The organism is Wolbachia endosymbiont (group A) of Limnophora tigrina (assembly GCF_964263225.1).
Taxonomy (GTDB): domain Bacteria; phylum Pseudomonadota; class Alphaproteobacteria; order Rickettsiales; family Anaplasmataceae; genus Wolbachia.
Map to the genome: position 1 here is coordinate 154,160 of NZ_OZ181654.1, position 17,551 is coordinate 171,710.

Here is a 17,551-nt window from a genome sequence, read left to right on the forward strand (position 1 = left end):
GGCTTGTTCCAGACATAATCAAACCTGGAATACAGGGTATATTTTAGGTTCTGTCGAATCTATAAACCATAGGAAAGAAGATCATTAAAGGTGGGATTATAGGAGTTATGAAGCCATTAACATAGCAAAATTCTCAAAAGTAGAAACATTATTTTAATAATTTGTCTTTTTTGAATCATACGAATATTTTCTATGCCTGTGATGGTAATCTTTGCGGAATGGAAGCTTTTAAACCCAAGCATTTGCTTTATTAGTTTTTTGATAAATCTATCAACAATATTATTTAGATATTTTATTTGAAGAACTATAATCTTCAGAAATTTCTGCATTCAAATCATCAAGAGCAGCAGTATTACTGCCGCTTTTATCAATTACAATTTTCTCAGGAAGATAGTTACTCCTGAAGGCTTTACGAAAGAATGCAAGTGCTGCAGACTTGTCTCTACTAACACACAAGAGGAAGTCTACAGTATATAAATAAACCCATTTACCGTTTAATTTAATGTAAGTCTCTCCAATTACTACCAACCTGCTTCTTTCTTTTCCTTACTGCCTCATCTATCAGTGGTGATAACCCACCTTTGTAACGTAGCATTTTGCTCCCCTTATACTCATCATTTCTTCCAAATCTCGATAGCTCAAAGAGAATCGACATTTCATGTATACAGATAACATCCGCTGAAAAGCTAAATCCTTTGAAATATGGCAACAATTTTTGATTGATACGAAACATCTTTGCTTTTTTTTAGACAATTATATCATTCTTCTTTCTACTTCCCTACAAATGCGACAGAACCGAAAAACTTCCTCTTATGGCTGTAAAAATGTTATGATAAGAGCTAATGTTCATGAGTAGGGAAATACCAAAATATTACTATCTTCCATCTTTTCTCTTTTCAATTCGTGCAACCATTTCTTTTACACTTACATTCGTGGAAGGTAAATTTTTGCTGGCAAGATGGTTGATCGAAGATTTTTTATTCCCTACTGGAAATGAACGAGATTGTTTTCTCTTCACACTGATATCCGTTTGTGTTACTGAAGTAGTTTTGTTTTCAGCAGGCAACACGTTCTTTACTTGATTTCGCTCAAATCTTTCTTTTAATGCCTTTACTTTACTACTCTCGCGAGTCACTTCTTTTTTCATAGCAACTACTAGTACTTTTGGTCCATCAGCTTTTTTTGCTGATTCTTTACCATCTTGATTTTCAGATTTTAGTGGTAGTATAGGGTTACTCTCAGCTGATTTTTCCACTACTATTTTTTGCTCTGTGCTTACTTTTTCGCCTAAATCTTTAGGCTTTGGTGGTACTGCAGGTTTATCTTTTTTCGGTTCTTGTCTAATTTTTTGATTGGCAGTAAACATTTTCTCTGGTACTGGTGGTACTCTTGGTGGTTTTGGTGGTGCAAGAGATTGAAGTTGTTGTTTCTTCCTATGTTCTCTTTTTGCTTCTATATGTTCTTTAGAGATTATTGCATAAATCGGCTCCTCTTTAATTGATTGTAGATTACGCAAATCTTTTGTTAAAGATTTACTTTTTTCCTCTTGATAATTTGATATTTCTTCATACTCAGGATCTTCGTTTAATGAACCTCCATAACCTGAATCTTCTCGCTCATATAAGAGATTTTTCTTTTGCTGTCTATTTTCTAAATTTATTCCATATGACCTATATTTATCTTGACTTCTTTCTATTCGCTCTAAATCTGAAATTTTTTGAATAACATCTGTATATTCGATTGCTGTTCTAGCAGTTGAAGGAGGCAATTTATCTTTTATAAAATTACTTATATTCCTAATCGAAACATCTCTTCCTAATATTCTATTGAATATCCTAAGAATTAATGGCTTTTTATTTGCCTTCTTTACACAATTATTCAAGTCATCACGTATAACAAGCTTAGCTACATCTTCTGCCTTATCTGTAAAACCCGCTAAAGCATGAGACAGATCTGTTACTGTTTTATAACATTGTTTCTCTGGATTTCCTATATTTATAGCTTTGATCAGAGAATCAAGATTTTTTTTATAATCCTCACTTTTAAATGGATCATGCATACTAATTGTAATATTTTATTGAAATATAGATCTAAAATATTAAGATCTAATGAATATTGCTTTTTTAGTTCATATATAGCTATAGTTATACGGCGATAATGCGTAGCAGAATAACGATTTCGTCATTCTAGTATCTGCTGTTACCCCTTATCTAGGTGTGTAAAAGTGAAATCTAGTTTCGCTATATAACACAGTCTCATACAAGTAGCTTCTCGATAATATTCTCATGTTCTTCCATCGCAGCCTGTAACTTACCATATAATTCTTGTTGTGTTCCGTTTAACTCTTCATATTTTGGCATATAAAATTCTCCTATTCAAAATAATAATATACTTTAATTATTATATATTTAAGCAAACAAGTCAATAAATCAATAAAATGCTGTGGTGCCAAAAACACTCAAACAAGAAAAAGCGCTCTGGTGCTCATTCTTTGTTTATAAATAATATTCTTGATTCAATCCTTTGCTTTCTTTTCAATGTATCTACATATCAGAATAGACAGCTCATATAATACCAACATTGGAATTGCAAGCCCTACTTGGCTTAGTACATCAGGTGGAGTTAAGATTGCAGCAATAATGAAAATTACTACTATCGCAATTCTACGTTTATTTGACAAACTTTGTGCAGTGATTAGCCCTACTCTCACCATTAAGGTTAGTATGACTGGAATTTGAAATGCAGTACCAAACGCAAACATGAATTGAAGAACAAGGTCTAAATATTCACTAACTGATGGCATAAACTCTATTGGTATACCGAAAGATTTACCGCTATGTTCAAAAGCAATAAAAAATTTCCAGGCTAGGGGAAATATGTAGTAGTAAACTACAGCGGCTCCCGTTACAAACAAAACCGGTGTTGCAATTAAGTATGGCAATAACACTGCCCTTTCTCTTTTATATAAGCCAGGTGCTAGAAACATATAGAATTGCCATGCAAACACAGGAAAAGAAAACAACAGTGCACTCATTATTGCAACCCTGAGATATACAAAAAACGCTTCTGTTAAGTCTGTATAGATTAGAGAAAAATCATTGCTATCTTTTGTAACTTCTATTAAAGGTGCAAGTAAAAAGCGGTATATATTTTCTTTAAAGTAGTAACAAAACCCGAAGGTAACACAAAAAAATAGAAAGCAAAAAATAACCCTTTTTCTAAGTTCCGCAAAGTGCTCATAAAATGAAGCATATTTTTGTGAGTTTTCGTTCATACTTTACAATAAAGCTATATCTAACATTCTCAGTGAAAAAGCCCATTCATTATCGTACCACGCTGCAACTCTACAGATATCACCTGTGACATATGTACCAGCTAAATCCACAATTGCACTATAAGGGTTATGGACAAAGTCTATTGAAACTAAAGGCTCGTTACATACGGAAAGCACATGATTTGCTGAATTCTTAAACATTTCATTTATTTCTCCAGCTGTTACCTTCTTATCAGTCGTAAATTTAAAATCAACCATAGAAACGTTGCTAACCGGAACTCTAATAGCAGTACCATCTAGCTTATCCTTTAACTGAGGAATGACAGAACCAATTGTTTTTGCTGCTCCAGTTGTAGTTGGCACCATAGAAAGGCCACAAGCTCTTGCCCTACGTAAGTCTCTATGGTTGCCATCAAGAATATTTTGATCATTCGTATAGGCATGTATAGTGGTCATAAAACCGCTTTTTATACCTAAATTGGAGTGTAAAACGTGTACAATCGGAGCCAGACAGTTTGTAGTACAAGAACCTGCTGAGATCACTTTATGCTCCTTTTTTAGCATATCGTTATTTACGCCGTAAACTACAGTTACATCAGCATCTGAAACTGGAGCAGAGACAATTACTCTCTCTGCATTATGCTTTGCTGCTTCCGCACGCTTGTTGAATGCACCAGTGCATTCAAGCACTACATCAACATTCCAAGGAATATTTTCAGGGCTACGTTCTCTATATAAAGAAAATTTCCTGCCATTTATAGATAGCCAATTTTCAGACTCGTTAAAATCAATATCGCCGTTAAATTTGCCATGAACAGAGTCATATTTAATCAAATGTGCATGCTGCTCAGCACTGAGCGACCCATTTACCGCCACAACTTCTATTTGCTCGCTATAGTTTTCTACTTCAAAAATAGCACGCAATACACTTCTGCCTATTCTACCAAGACCATTAATTCCTACACGAATTGTCATTTTTCCATCTTAAAAGTTTAATTATAGAGGATATTGCCTGATATTTCATTCTATTCTTTTAGCTGTTAATCCTAATGTTATAATATATTGATTGACTAAAGAAACTGTATCACTTAATTAATAATATCTAAATTTTAACTTGGAGTAGGTTATGCATGGATTACCAATGACAAATTCAGATAATCAGTATCAGCAAAGAAAAATAGAAGCATTGCAAAAAGAAAATAAAGGACTGTCAGAAAAAGTGAAAACACTACAGAAAATGTCAGTGCTGCAAAATGAAATGCTAGTAATGCTACAGTGGAAATCAATAACAGAGAAACTGCGCACAGAAATATTAAAAAAACTGCTAGAAGCACCTCAAGAAGCAGCAGCATTTCAATTAGAAGAAAGAGATGAAGATCAGCAAGTAATAGAAGACATACTGGATATGCAAGAAGAATTTGAATCTTCACAAAATTTGGAAATGCGGGAGTGTTAAATAAACCATACGCGTCAAGTTAAGGAAAAGTGGTATAAGGAAGAAAGGAAACGAAAAAAAACTATTTTATATATTAAGTAATAAAGTTATTAATTTATAGATTCTTCTGAAAAAATCATCTTCTTCTAGATAAGAACTCCCTAAAAAAATAAATGTAACAAATAAAATGCCCATCTCAAATGTTGCTATATTTCACGATATTTCCTTAACTTGACGCGTATGGTTAAATAAACTGTGTCAAACCGAGAAGTAAAGTAATAAATTGATAAAAAAATGGAGGTTTGACAATGAGTCAAGCAAACACAACTACCGGTTTGGTAGACTATAAAGAATTAGAAACAAATATCTTATCATCTATACGAGAAGGAAGACCATTGACAGGAAGAGATGGAGCATTAACACCATTTATAAAAAAACTGCTAGAGGGAAGGCGAGATAGAAAACCATTTGTCGGCTGAAAGCGAAGAAAACAACCGAAGAAATTCAAAGACTTTACGGACAAGTATTTGAACTATTGACACCAAGAGATAGAGAAGGAAGTTTCGAGCCACAAGTAGTCAGAAAAAGGCAAACAACCGAACTTGAAGCAAAGGTTTTAAGTACATATGCCAGTGGCATGGGATATAGCATCGCATGTAGAAGAAATATAAAATATCTGCAGAAGAGATATCAAGTATTACTGACAAATTGTTACCGGTAATCAACGAATGGCGCAGTCGTCCGCTGCAATCTGTATATCCAATAGTGTTCATGGTTTTTTAAGGTCAAGGAGGACGGGCATTGTGTAAGCAAATGTATGTATAACATATTAGCAAAATGGCAGAAAAGAAGTTTTGGGTTTTTATTTGGCTGAAAGTGAAGTTCTGGTTGGGAGTACTAAATGACCTAAAGGAGAGAGGAGTAGATGATATTCTGATAGCTTGTGTTAAAAAGCTTTCCTACAGCTATAAATAGCGTATTTCCTAAAGCAGAAATCTCACTTTTACCCACAAATAAAAAAGTGAGTAAAATGGATACCAAATAAATTTGGGATTAAAATGAGTGAAGTAAGTACAAATGTGCAATATACTGATGGCTTAGGGGATAAATGGCTGGAAAGAGAGTTAAAACACGTTAATTTAGGAGATACAAGACTTAATAAGAGACTTATTAAAACAGGCTATTGTATAGAGGGTAAGGCGTCTGGATCAATTAATCAAAGCTGTAGTGGATGGAAAGAAGCTAAGGGTGCATACAGATTATTTAGCAATGAAAAGCTTAAGGATAAGGAAATTTATTCTTCCCATTACAAAGAAACTATGGAGAGAATGAAAGGAAATCAGTTTGTTTTTTCAGTTCAAGATACAAGTTATTTGGATTTTGACTCTCATATAAAAACTAAGAGGCTAGGTAGTATTTCTAAAGCTTATACGAAGCATAAAATGGGTTTACTGTTGCACAGTGCCTTAATAGTCAGCAAAGACGGATTGCCTTTAGGTCTATCTTCTCAACAATGTTGGGCACGTTCTATTAGGGAAAAAGAAACGTCACAAGAAAAAGCAAACAGGAAATACCGTACCTCCATAGAAGAAAAAGAAAGTTATAAGTGGATAACAGCTCTCAAAGAAAGCATAAACAACCTTCCTGCAAATGTACAACTTGTTACCCTTGGTGATAGAGAGGCAGATATCTTCAAATTTTTATGGATCACTGAGACATTAGGTAGTTTTTATGTAATCCGTAATCGAACTAATAGAAGATTTATCTGTACTGAAATTGGAAAAACAGATTTGCAAACACGCATCACTCAACTGCCAGTAAAGAAGAAAATTTCTCTAGAAGTTAATAAAGGTGGAAACCAAAGATCAAGGAAAGCTAATATTGAAGTTAAGTATATGAAAGGCTATATACCTATCAGATCTTCTTCAATTTATGGATCAAAAGACACAGTGCATAAAATAAGTGATAAAATCCCTGTATATGTGGTAAGTGCAAAAGAAACAAATCCTCCTGAAGGATTGGAAGCTATTGATTGGACTTTGCTGACTAATGTACCAGTTAATAGCACTTTAGATGCTATAGAAAGGATAAATTGGTATAAGCTAAGATGGAAAATTGAGGAGTATTTCAGGGTTTTAAAATCAGGATGTAAAATAGAAAGCTCTCGTTTAACTACAAAGGAAAGGCTACAGAAATTAATTGCTATAAAGAGCATTATTGCATTTAAAATTTTATATTTAACAAAAGTCGCTTTATCAAATCCCATGGAAACCTGTACTAAAATTTTAAGCAACGAAGAGTGGAAGGCCCTTTTCATACGTGAGCATAAAGTAGCTACATTGCCAGAAGAACCTCCAAACATAAAACAAGCTATTATTTGGTTAGGAAAATTAGGTGGATTTATGAATAGAAAAAGTGATAATTTACCAGGGGCTATGACTCTATGGCGGGGCTATGAAAATCTTAAGGAGAGCATAGTTATGCTTCACATCATGACCTCTCAAAATTGTGGGTAAAAGTGAGAGCAGAAATGTATAGTACATCAGATAAGAAATTCACTGAAATATGTATCGAGCAAAAGTTTTCATGAATGATTTGAAAAAAACATATCAAGTAGAGAAATAGCCGAAAATTATTTGCTTGAGCTAGAGGAAAAATGGGGAGAAAAATATACTTTAGTTTTGGGAGAATAATTGGGAAAATCTGTCTAGTTATTTTAAATATTCCGGCCCTGTAAGAAAGTTAATTTATACCACAAATCCTATTGAAGGGTTACATAGACAGATCAGAAAATTTACTAAAACTAAGGGCTCATTTACTAGCACAAATGCCTTGTATAAACAGGTATATTGTGCTATAAAGAAGGCAGGAGAGAAATGGACTATGCCTATACATGATTGGGCTTTAACTATCTCTCAACTTGATATCTTTTTTCCTGGTAGGCTAAAAATCGAGTTGAACTAAAAATGCGATTTGACACAGTTTATTTAACACTCCCAACTTGTCCGGGAATTGATAAACTCAAGCATATTTCTCTCCTTAACATAACTCTACTCATAGCCAGATATATGAAATTTTCAGTGAGTAAATCTTATTCTTTCGATAGTCTTCTATTCCTAAAGCAAAAGTCCTTTCTACAACCCACCTTCTTGGCTGTACTTTAAACCCCTCATTGGTAGTAGCTAAGGCGGTGTGTCTTTGTTGACTTAGAACCTACATGAAGGCCTTTTGACAATCTCAATATCCATACCATATTCTTCCTTTATATGATTTTTTAAATTTTCTCCTTGGTATCCCACCACATAGTAAATACCGCCATTTACACCTGTACACAATACATAGAAAATTGCTTCTAATATTTCTCTTTTGCTATACTTTGACGACCTTCCTCCTTTCCTGTATGATACTCTGGAGTAGCTTTCTATTCTTGTCCATTCCCTTTGACTTAGGTCTGCTGGATGCTTTTTTCTCATCTTTACCCAGCACTAAAACTTTAGATATTATAGCCTTTTACTAATCTCTGGACAAGCTCTAGCTTCGGTAAACTCAGTAGAAGGTTCTTTTGCAAAAAATGCAGCATGTACAGCATTTTTAATAAAAAAACATGCAGCAAGTGCAAATATTGTTGTCGGTACATAGCGCAAAGGAGAAGCTATACTAAAAAAAGTAGCAGAAGCAACGATTAAGCAACAACAAGTCAGTATCGTTTGATCACGTAGATAACGTCTATCAACTCCACCGTACTCAGCCATCAACCTTTTAACTTTATCATTGTTACCGTATGGCAAAGTAAGCGTTTTAATCCAATTCATTATACCATTATTAATGAAATATGGAGCATACTCTATAACTCTGGAGCCATTAACCTTCTGATTAGGATCTGCACCATACTTTAGAAGCAACTCTACATATTTTTCGCGTTTATCGTTGTCAAAATTGATTGCTTGATATAATGGACCTCGACCATTTCTATCTACCATATTAGGATCAGCACCATATTTCAAAAGTATTTCCATAGTATGATCATCATAACACAAAAACGCTTCAAACAACGGATTTTTACCATTTCTATCTACCATATTAGGATCAGCACCATATTGTAACAATAACTCTACAATTCTGCTGTCATCGAGAACCATATAATAGTGTAACGAAGCTTCATTATGTAATAGCTTTATATTAGGATCAGCACCATTTTCTAAAAGAAGTTTCAGAATACTATAATTTCTTGAATCTAAAGCAATAGATAATGGAAAGTAAATACAAATTTCTTCATTGATGTAATCACCAAATCTTTCATCTTTACCATTTTTGAATTTGGAAAAAAGCTTTTTAAGAAACGCTATATCCTGATTGCGGATAGCCCAATATAAGTAAAACCTCAAATCTTCAGGCGAATTAATTCCATTTAAATTTTCGTCAGTTAGATTTGTAACCTCTTCTATATTTTTCTTAGTGAGAAATTCATATGCAGAACCTAGCTGCTTAAATTTCTCTTCATTTTGTTTCTTCACAACCTCATTTTTACCTGAATGTTTATCAGGATGATATTTCAAAGCTAATTTTCTATAAGCTGATTTAATTTCTTGTTTACTAGGCTCATCACTTGATTCAAAACCTAATATTTTTAAAGCTTCGTCTCTTTGTATGGCCATAATGTTTCTTTAATAAATTTATATATATAGTTTATTATATAATATCTATGATATAAAATCAAGTAATTCCCGATAATCTAGAAAAGCAAATTTTTCCATTAGCTGGTTTTTAGAAAAATTTAATCCCCTCTCATAAAATTCATTTTTCACATCAGATTTACAGTAATCATGAACCTGTCACGTGTAATGCTTCTCCACATAATCACTAATAATTGCCTTAAATTCTTCAAAAATATTATCACCTTGTAAAGTTTTGAAATATTTGCCGTCTTTGTAGACTGCTGAAACAGGTTTTTCTCCATACCCAGGCAGGCTGATCCCCAGATTTGCATGTTTGCTCTCTCCAGGACCATTTACTATGCATCCCATAACAGCAACTTTCATATACTCTACACCAGGATTATTTTTCTTCCATACCGGCATATGAGTTTTTATGTAGCCATTTACTTCCTTAGTTAATATACGAAAACGATCGCCACTTGTGCGTCCACAACCAGGACATGAACTCACCTGAGGGTTAAAGTGACGTAAACCTATAGACTGCAGTATTTCCTGACATACTACCACCTCATTAGTGCGTGATTCACCAGGGCGCTGAGTTAAAGAAGCCCGGATAGTGTCTCCAATACCATTTTGCAATAAATAAGTAAGCCCTGCTGTGGTATTTACTACGCCTTTGTTACCCATACCAGCTTCGGTTAAACCCAAATGCAGCGCATAATTGGAAGATTTTGCAAGTGCCGTATAAACTAAAATTAAATCCTGCACTCTACTGACTTTACATGAAATGATTATTTTCTCTGCATTAAGGCCAATCTTTTTAGCTTTTTTTGCACTACCAAGAGCAGACATTACAAGCGTCTTACGTAATATAACATCAGAAGTTTTTGGATTACTAGACAAGGAGTTTTCATCCATTAATTTTTGTGAAAGGTACTTATCAAGACTACCCCAATTTACTCCAATTCTGACAGGAAGATCATGCGTTATTGCATACTCTATAATTTTTTCGAATTTTTCATCACGTTTATCACCAAAGCCTATATTACCTGGATTTATCCTAATTTTACCCAGAATTTTAATGTTGTCTGGATAATCCTGAATCAGCCTGTAGAGCTCATATTGTCCACAGCCTACTAATATCTTACCATCAAAGCCTTCTTTATTTATTTCCTCTACTATATAAGGTATTGCTTTTGCTACTTCCTCTGAGTTCAAAGCAATTCGCACCAATTCTGAACCTGCATGCGCTAGTTCTATTACTTCTTTTGCATATTTCTGAGCACTGCTTTTTATGTTGTCAGAATCTATATGTGCACCAAGTGCCATGGATTGAACAACTATAGGATTATTTCCACCTATCTTCACTTGTCCAACTTTTACAGTATGAGTTTTATGCCTGGAAACCGGCGATGACTCATATGCATCATCACTCAGTGTCAGGTCTCTATCTAGCATATTATTAATCGTGACACTATTTTACTGTGTCAACTACACTGCCAAATGAACTTGAACCATTTAAACTATGCTGTGGTGTTCTATTTAGATCAGTAATAGAATCATGAGAGCACGTTCTTCTTGATGGACTTTCTTTTATAGTAACATTTATAGGGGAAACTTTTTTTTCTCGTGTTGAAGTAACTTTTTTCCCTTTTTGTTGTTCACTTTTATGCTGCTTACTTTCATACTGAGAAACTGGCTCTTGATCTATAAATACAGCACCCTTTAAACGTGCAAGATTAATACCATGCTGATTGATCATAGCATCCTCCCCATCTTCAACTATGCAAGCTCCCACGTTGTTTGGCTCGTTATCAAGGCTAGCAATTTTTTTTTCTTTTAATTTTTTGATTAGATCTTCTTTATTTATAGCTAGATCTTGTAACTTTTTTTTCTTGAGGAGCTCCCTACGCTTCTCATACAGTTTATATGACTCAGCAAAATCCTCGTCTGCATGAAAGTTTGCACCACCAGGGTTACCAGGAGGTATGTACCTCTTACTGAACTTTACCTTAGACTTCGCTTCAACATTATGTACAGTAAAGAAACTAGAAACCAAAAGTATTAATATAAATAAAACTTTAGAAAAGATCTTAAGCATACTATAGTGAATATTGTGCTTTAAAAGATACCAATTAACAAACTTCAAGTAAATCAGAATCTCTACCAACTTTATAATACAAACATCTTTCTAAAAAATTTACTACCAAAACCTACATAATCTAAAGGAAATTTAAGGTGTTACAAATTTTACGTAACACCCTTTCAAGAAGAGCATTACACTCTTCCTTGCTGTAAGTTATTCTTCAGTTTTTCGGTATCATTCACATTATTAAACTTTCCGCTTGGCATATCTTGAGACAAGTCGTTTTTCTTCTCTTTATCAAGCTTAACTCCCTGATAGATACAGAATGCAACAAAACTAGTTACAGCTATTGCAGCAACAGCACTGACTATGGCACAAGTTAGTATTGCTTGTTCTTGTCCCCCTACCATGTCTGCAAATGTTTCTACTTTTTCTTCTAAGCCTGTAAATTTTTCTTGCAAGCCGCTTAAGTGCTCTTGCATAGCTTGAAACTGCTCAGTACCAATCTTATCTTCTAATGCACCAAAAACTTTTTCAAACTGCTCAACATCTATCTTTTGAGCTTCTTGCCACTCTTTTAATGCACTAAATACCTCTTCAAACTGTTTAGCATCTATCTCTTGAGCTTCTTGCCATTCTTTTAATGCGCTAAATACTTCTTGAAACTTTTTAGCATCAATATTTTGACTTTCCTGCAATGCTGTTACATCCGATTTATCAAAACCGAATACAAATTTGGTTATACCCATTTTTAACCCCCTAGCTAATTAATATATTACTATTGTACGTTTTTAGTAGTTAATTTAGTATTAAACACTATACAACTGGGATCCAATAAGAAATATCTGGATTCCAGCGGGCTTTGTTGCATAGGTCAAATAAAAAGAACTGGCAGTTACTGACAAAATTCACTATAAGACAAGCATTTAACCTACTAAAGAAAAATATGCCACAAAAAATGAGAGTCAGTAACTGCCATGAATATAACAAATTTCTCCAAGAGAGGGGAAATATTTTTTATTACGTCAATGATGCCATAGAAAATTGGTACGAAAAAGGTCCAAAAATGGCTGGTGGCAACTATATTTATAGCGATAAGGTCGTGATTCTGGTTCACATAATAACTTATTTATTTAGAATAGGTCTGAGACAAACAGCGGGATTTATAGCAGGGTACCTTGAGCAAGTAAGGAAAAACTTGCAAGTTATTAGCTATTCCCAGGCCTCAAGAAGGCTTAAAAAACTTAACATCAAAATTAATGATCGAAGACATGATAAAAATAATACAGAAGATATTGAGATTGCCATAGATAGTACTGATCTACAATAATATTCCAGGTCATAGCAAGGCAAATGGTACAGATAGAAAGTATCGCCGCTATGAGCAAACAAGAAAACTGCATGTAATGCTAGAGATAGGTAGCAAAAAAGTTATAGCAGCAAAATACAGTGGCGGAGTTTATTCTGACCACTATGGAGCATGTGATCTTATTGCAAGGATTGATGTTAAATATAATATAAGCACACTATATGCAGACAGGGCATATAATCGAAAGAAGTTATACAAACTGTGCGATGAGCTTGACATAAAGACAAGGATTCCTCCGCAAAATAATGCAGTAGAGCATCCAAAGTTGGATTATATGGATGAGAGAAATTCTACAATCAAGCTCATAAAGTCATATGATGAAGATGGTATGAAGAGGTGGAAAAAAGAGATAAATTATGGGAAGAGATCTTATATAGAAAGTTTTTTCTCGCGACTGAAGCAAACATTTGGGTTTAGTTTTAGAAACAAATCTGAGGTTAATCGTGAGAGAGAACTGCTACTCAAGTGTTATTTGCTTAACAAATTTACTGATATAGGCATGGCTAAATTTGAGATAGCTTCATGAATTTATTCCACGTTACCTATTATCCGAAGAGTGATGCAACAAAGCCATTCCAGCGTCATGCGCTGGAACTTTTGAATTCCAGTTATGCAAGAGATCTATTGATCTTAGAAATAACTTTCCTTGGTTTAAGTTAGCGATTATTCTACCAATATCTCTCTCTTTCCTGAGTAACTTGGAGCACTGACAATACCTTCTTTCTCCATTCTTTCAACAATATTTGCAGCTCTGTTATAGCCTATTCTAAGTTGCCTTTGAATGTAACTAGTTGAAACCTTTTGATCTCTCTGAATGATGGCCACCGCTTGCTTGTATAGATCGTTCTCTTCATTCTCTGTTTCACCTTCTGATTCTGCAAAAGAATTTTCATCTTCTTGAGTGATTTCCTCCATGTAGTTTGGCTCACCTTGCATTTTCAGATGATCAACTATATTTTGTACCTCATCATCACTTACAAATGGACCGTGAACTCGAATAATCTTACCACCAGAGGCCATATAAAGCATATCACCCATACCGAGCAATTGTTCAGCCCCTTGTTCACCAAGTATTGTACGGCTATCTATCTTAGAAGTAACAGCAAAACTAATTCTCGTTGGAAAGTTTGCTTTTATCACACCTGTTATCACATCTACAGATGGGCGTTGTGTTGCCATTATGATGTGTATTCCTGCAGCACGAGCCATCTGAGCTAAACGTTGAATAGAGCATTCTATATCTTTGCCAGCAACAAGCATTAAATCTGCCATTTCATCTACAATCACCACAATATACGGAAATGTCTCCATTTTAATCGGTATTTTTTCAAACAAAGGTTTACCCGTTGTTGAGTTAAAGCCAATCTGTACAACGCGTTCCAATTCTATTCCGCTATTCATCGCTTCTGTAATTTTTTGATTATAGTTTATTACATTCCGCACATTTAAATATGACATCATACGATAGCGATTTTCCATCTCTTTCACGATCCACTTAAGAGCAATAACAGCTTTTTTTGGCTCTGTTACCACTGGCGTTATTAGATGCGGTATTGCATCATATATTGAAAGCTCAAGCATCTTTGGGTCGATCATTATCATCTTGCATTCATCAGGACTTAATCGATAAACAAGCGACAGAATCATCGTGTTAATCGCAACTGATTTACCTGATCCTGTAGTTCCGGCAACAAGCAAGTGGGGCATTTTAGTCAGATCTGCAATAATTGGTTTTCCGCTTATTTCCTTGCCTAGTGCAATCGGAAGATTTAAGTTTGCATTTTGGTATTCTGGCGATTCCAGTAAATCACGCAGCATAACAATTTCTCGTTCTTTATTTGGCAATTCTATTCCCATTGCATTTTGTCCACGAATTATTGAAATACGTGCAGAAAGTGCACTCATTGAACGTGCAATATCATCTGCAAGACCAATCACTCTTGCAGATTTTGTGCCTGCTTGTGGTTCAAGTTTGTATAAAGTCACAACCGGTCCATAACATACACTTATAATTTTTCCTTGCACGCCAAAATCACTTAGAACCTGCTCGAGCAGAGATAAATTCTTATTGCTCTCTAATGCATTCAACTGTTTTCTCTGCACAGATTCTTCTACTTTAGAAAGTAAGTGAATGCTTGGAAACTCAAACTCGCTAGAAGGTGGTTTAAAAATCTCTTCGGTAGCTTTTTTCTGTCTTTCTTTTGGTTGTTGTCTAGTGGTTCTATATTTTTCTTCTACTACTAACGGTGCTATTGAATAATCAGTAGTTTTACGTAACCTGAAAAACAGAACCTTTGTAAAAAGGGAAAATATTTTTTTACATAGGAAAAGTAAATAATAAACCGTTCTCTTCCAACCAATTAACCCTACAAAACCTATTGATGCTGCTACTGCAAAGATGTAAAATGGGTAGTTACTAATTAGTGCATTTCCTATCATTCCGCCATGCACATACCTTGCAGTGATACCGAGCGAAAGTTGCTCTAATGTAGCGCATATTCCTAAATTGATTAATATTAAATAGAGAATTTTCAGCAGCCTTTTTGATATCAAAAAGTAAACTATGGTTGTAGCTATTGTAATACTAGCGAGTCCAAGAAATTGAACCAATATATCAGCTAAATATGAACCTACCACTCCGCCCAAATTTGTTACTTCCTGATTTGTAGCTGTATTTAAGGATGGATCTTGATAATTATAGCTAAAAACCGATATATATATATACATTAAGAGTAACAGGTATATCGCTGATTTTAGCTGTTTTTTTAACATCTACTTAAAGTAATAAGTAATTGTATATTTTACAAAGTGAATTGCTATTATCAATATCATCACGGATAAATCTAATCCATTGAACGGTTGTATATACCTTCTGATAACCTTTAGTGGAGGATGGGTAAGTCGGTTTAAAGTTTGCATTATGTTGCTTACAACTTCATTATACATGTTCACTACATTCAATTTAATCAACAAATCGAGAACAACTGAGCATATTAGAATGAAGCTGTAAAGATCAAGTAGCAGGTTAAGTAAGTATATGATTGGATGCATATTACTAATTTATACTAAAGTCTATTATGTGTAGTGATATATATAAAATCAAGCCTCACAATAATTTTCATGCTGAAATAGGTATAAACAATAACTGATTAGTCTGTTTATCAACTGATATGTCGGTTCTGTCGCATCTATAAACCATAGGAAAGAAGATCATTAAAGGTGGGATTATAGGAGTTATGAAGCCATTAACATAGCAAAATTCTCAAAAGTAGAAACATTATTTTAATAATTTGTCTTTTTTGAATCATACGAATATTTTCTATGCCTGTGATGGTAATCTTTGCGGAATGGAAGCTTTTAAACCCAAGCATTTGCTTTATTAGTTTTTTGATAAATCTATCAACAATATTATTTAGATATTTTATTTGAAGAACTATAATCTTCAGAAATTTCTGCATTCAAATCATCAAGAGCAGCAGTATTACTGCCGCTTTTATCAATTACAATTTTCTCAGGAAGATAGTTACTCCTGAAGGCTTTACGAAAGAATGCAAGTGCTGCAGACTTGTCTCTACTAACACACAAGAGGAAGTCTACAGTATATAAATAAACCCATTTACCGTTTAATTTAATGTAAGTCTCTCCAATTACTACCAACCTGCTTCTTTCTTTTCCTTACTGCCTCATCTATCAGTGGTGATAACCCACCTTTGTAACGTAGCATTTTGCTCCCCTTATACTCATCATTTCTTCCAAATCTCGATAGCTCAAAGAGAATCGACATTTCATGTATACAGATAACATCCGCTGAAAAGCTAAATCCTTTGAAATATGGCAACAATTTTTGATTGATACGAAACATCTTTGCTTTTTTTTTAGACAATTATATCATTCTTCTTTCTACTTCCCTACAAATGCGACAGAACCCTTAATCCACTCTATTATGTTCTGAGACCATACATCTAAGACTTTTACTTGTTACAACTACTGTGCCTGCAATCTTATCGTGCCAAGTTTGGCAACGTTTGTCGAAGCTTGCCCATATGAAACCTAAGAATAGTGGTGAAGTTGACAATATAAAGGAAAAAAACCTCTTTATTGCTTGTTTTAGAGTCAATTTTTCAAAAGTTTGTGCATTTACAACTCTGAGTCCAAGTAATAACTTTCCAGGTGTAGCGCCAAATCTTATCCACATATATGCTACATAACTAAAAAGCATAATAAATTGAACTATCTGATTTAGAACTAGTAACTTGATTAGTTTACTCTGCATTGCTGTTTCCTCTGCAGATAATGGTGTTTGCATCTGATATTTCGCAGCAATTTGGCCTAATATTTTACTGCTCTCTGAGTTCATGAAGAGTTGGCTTAAGGCTTGGCCGCAAAGCTGCAAGAACAAAACGATGATAATTAAATCAAGCAGCACTGACAAATAGCGTCTAAGTCCTGTTACGTAACATATTCCATTTTCATCTTTCTTTACCCTTTGAATAGCATTTATCGAAGAAAGAATGGAAAATAAACGATTAAAAAACTTGTGTAACATAAAGCATTTTCCAATATTTGAGTGCCCCTGGCCGGACTTGAACCAGCATGCTTTTGCAAGCAACAGATTTTGAGTCTGCCGTGTCTACCATTCCACCACAGGGGCCTACTTTAATGCTATAAGCAACACAGGATTAGTCAAATTTTTTCTCTTTCAAGTAAGGACTGAATATTCTACAATAATCAA

At 34.3% G+C, this 17,551-nt stretch carries 14 protein-coding genes, 1 tRNA gene and 5 pseudogenes; 6 read left to right on the forward strand and 14 right to left on the reverse strand.

Features of this window, described 5'->3' with window-relative positions; genetic code table 11:
* Positions 1-105: 105 nt before the first annotated feature.
* The 4 genes and pseudogenes from ACE38P_RS00750 to gap all read right to left on the reverse strand — a co-directional run bounded on the left by ACE38P_RS00750 (position 106) and on the right by gap (position 4,249).
* Positions 106-733: pseudogene (locus ACE38P_RS00750) on the reverse strand (IS6 family transposase).
* Between the two features lie 141 nt (positions 734-874).
* Entirely contained in the window at positions 875-2,059 is a 1,185-nt protein-coding gene (locus ACE38P_RS00755) for a hypothetical protein (RefSeq protein WP_374699335.1), read from the reverse strand.
* Between the two features lie 456 nt (positions 2,060-2,515).
* The gene (gene tatC / locus ACE38P_RS00760) at positions 2,516-3,274 is read right to left on the reverse strand and encodes a twin-arginine translocase subunit TatC (protein ID WP_010401503.1); all 759 of its coding nucleotides are present in this window, start codon (positions 3,272-3,274) and stop codon (positions 2,516-2,518) included.
* A 3-nt stretch (positions 3,275-3,277) separates the two neighbouring features.
* Entirely contained in the window at positions 3,278-4,249 is a 972-nt protein-coding gene (gene gap / locus ACE38P_RS00765) for a type I glyceraldehyde-3-phosphate dehydrogenase (RefSeq protein WP_374699336.1), read from the reverse strand.
* 151 nt (positions 4,250-4,400) lie between these two features.
* On the opposite strand from gap, the gene ACE38P_RS00770 reads away from it, so the two are divergent.
* From ACE38P_RS00770 to ACE38P_RS00785, 4 genes and pseudogenes are all read left to right on the forward strand, one after another.
* Positions 4,401-4,730, forward strand: coding sequence for a hypothetical protein (locus tag ACE38P_RS00770; RefSeq protein WP_374699337.1), 330 nt, complete (start codon positions 4,401-4,403; stop codon positions 4,728-4,730).
* 287 nt (positions 4,731-5,017) lie between these two features.
* Positions 5,018-5,712 (forward strand): annotated as a pseudogene (locus tag ACE38P_RS00775) (transposase); the annotation flags it as partial.
* A gap of 55 nt (positions 5,713-5,767) precedes the next feature.
* The gene (locus ACE38P_RS00780) at positions 5,768-7,225 is read left to right on the forward strand and encodes an IS4 family transposase (protein WP_374699293.1); all 1,458 of its coding nucleotides are present in this window, start codon (positions 5,768-5,770) and stop codon (positions 7,223-7,225) included.
* A gap of 9 nt (positions 7,226-7,234) precedes the next feature.
* A pseudogene (locus ACE38P_RS00785) lies at positions 7,235-7,673 on the forward strand (transposase); the annotation flags it as partial.
* Between the two features lie 19 nt (positions 7,674-7,692).
* Here the strand turns inward: ACE38P_RS00785 and ACE38P_RS00790 are convergent.
* The 5 genes and pseudogenes from ACE38P_RS00790 to ACE38P_RS00810 form a co-directional block, all read right to left on the reverse strand.
* A pseudogene (locus ACE38P_RS00790) lies at positions 7,693-8,182 on the reverse strand (hypothetical protein).
* A 27-nt stretch (positions 8,183-8,209) separates the two neighbouring features.
* Complete coding sequence (locus ACE38P_RS00795; RefSeq protein ID WP_374699338.1) at positions 8,210-9,364, reverse strand: ankyrin repeat domain-containing protein; 1,155 nt, start codon at positions 9,362-9,364, stop codon at positions 8,210-8,212.
* Positions 9,365-9,541: 177 nt separating this feature from the next.
* Complete coding sequence (gene ispG, locus ACE38P_RS00800) at positions 9,542-10,822, reverse strand: flavodoxin-dependent (E)-4-hydroxy-3-methylbut-2-enyl-diphosphate synthase (RefSeq protein WP_374699339.1); 1,281 nt, start codon at positions 10,820-10,822, stop codon at positions 9,542-9,544.
* Between the two features lie 16 nt (positions 10,823-10,838).
* A complete protein-coding gene (locus tag ACE38P_RS00805; RefSeq protein WP_264330408.1) occupies positions 10,839-11,465 on the reverse strand; it encodes a TRP75-related protein in 627 nt (208 codons plus the stop codon).
* A 176-nt stretch (positions 11,466-11,641) separates the two neighbouring features.
* Positions 11,642-12,199 carry a hypothetical protein gene (locus tag ACE38P_RS00810; protein ID WP_374699340.1) on the reverse strand — a complete coding sequence of 186 codons (558 nt, stop codon included), beginning with the start codon at positions 12,197-12,199 and terminating at the stop codon, positions 11,642-11,644.
* A gap of 197 nt (positions 12,200-12,396) precedes the next feature.
* Between ACE38P_RS00810 and ACE38P_RS00815 the strand changes: the two genes are divergently transcribed.
* Positions 12,397-12,780, forward strand: coding sequence for a transposase (locus ACE38P_RS00815; RefSeq protein WP_211908733.1), 384 nt, complete (start codon positions 12,397-12,399; stop codon positions 12,778-12,780).
* A 76-nt stretch (positions 12,781-12,856) separates the two neighbouring features.
* Positions 12,857-13,345 carry a transposase gene (locus ACE38P_RS00820; protein ID WP_010404973.1) on the forward strand — a complete coding sequence of 163 codons (489 nt, stop codon included), beginning with the start codon at positions 12,857-12,859 and terminating at the stop codon, positions 13,343-13,345.
* A gap of 137 nt (positions 13,346-13,482) precedes the next feature.
* Here ACE38P_RS00820 and ACE38P_RS00825 read toward each other — a convergent pair whose 3' ends face one another.
* From ACE38P_RS00825 to ACE38P_RS00845, 5 genes and pseudogenes are all read right to left on the reverse strand, one after another.
* Positions 13,483-15,591 carry an FtsK/SpoIIIE family DNA translocase gene (locus ACE38P_RS00825; protein ID WP_374699341.1) on the reverse strand — a complete coding sequence of 703 codons (2,109 nt, stop codon included), beginning with the start codon at positions 15,589-15,591 and terminating at the stop codon, positions 13,483-13,485.
* On the reverse strand, positions 15,592-15,870 hold the full coding sequence (locus tag ACE38P_RS00830) for a YggT family protein (protein WP_010401649.1): 279 nt from the start codon (positions 15,868-15,870) through the stop codon (positions 15,592-15,594).
* A 183-nt stretch (positions 15,871-16,053) separates the two neighbouring features.
* Positions 16,054-16,681, reverse strand: a pseudogene (locus tag ACE38P_RS00835) (IS6 family transposase).
* A 66-nt stretch (positions 16,682-16,747) separates the two neighbouring features.
* The gene (locus ACE38P_RS00840; RefSeq protein WP_264374840.1) at positions 16,748-17,365 is read right to left on the reverse strand and encodes an RDD family protein; all 618 of its coding nucleotides are present in this window, start codon (positions 17,363-17,365) and stop codon (positions 16,748-16,750) included.
* 22 nt (positions 17,366-17,387) lie between these two features.
* A tRNA-Leu gene (locus ACE38P_RS00845) sits at positions 17,388-17,470 on the reverse strand.
* Positions 17,471-17,551: the final 81 nt, after the last annotated feature.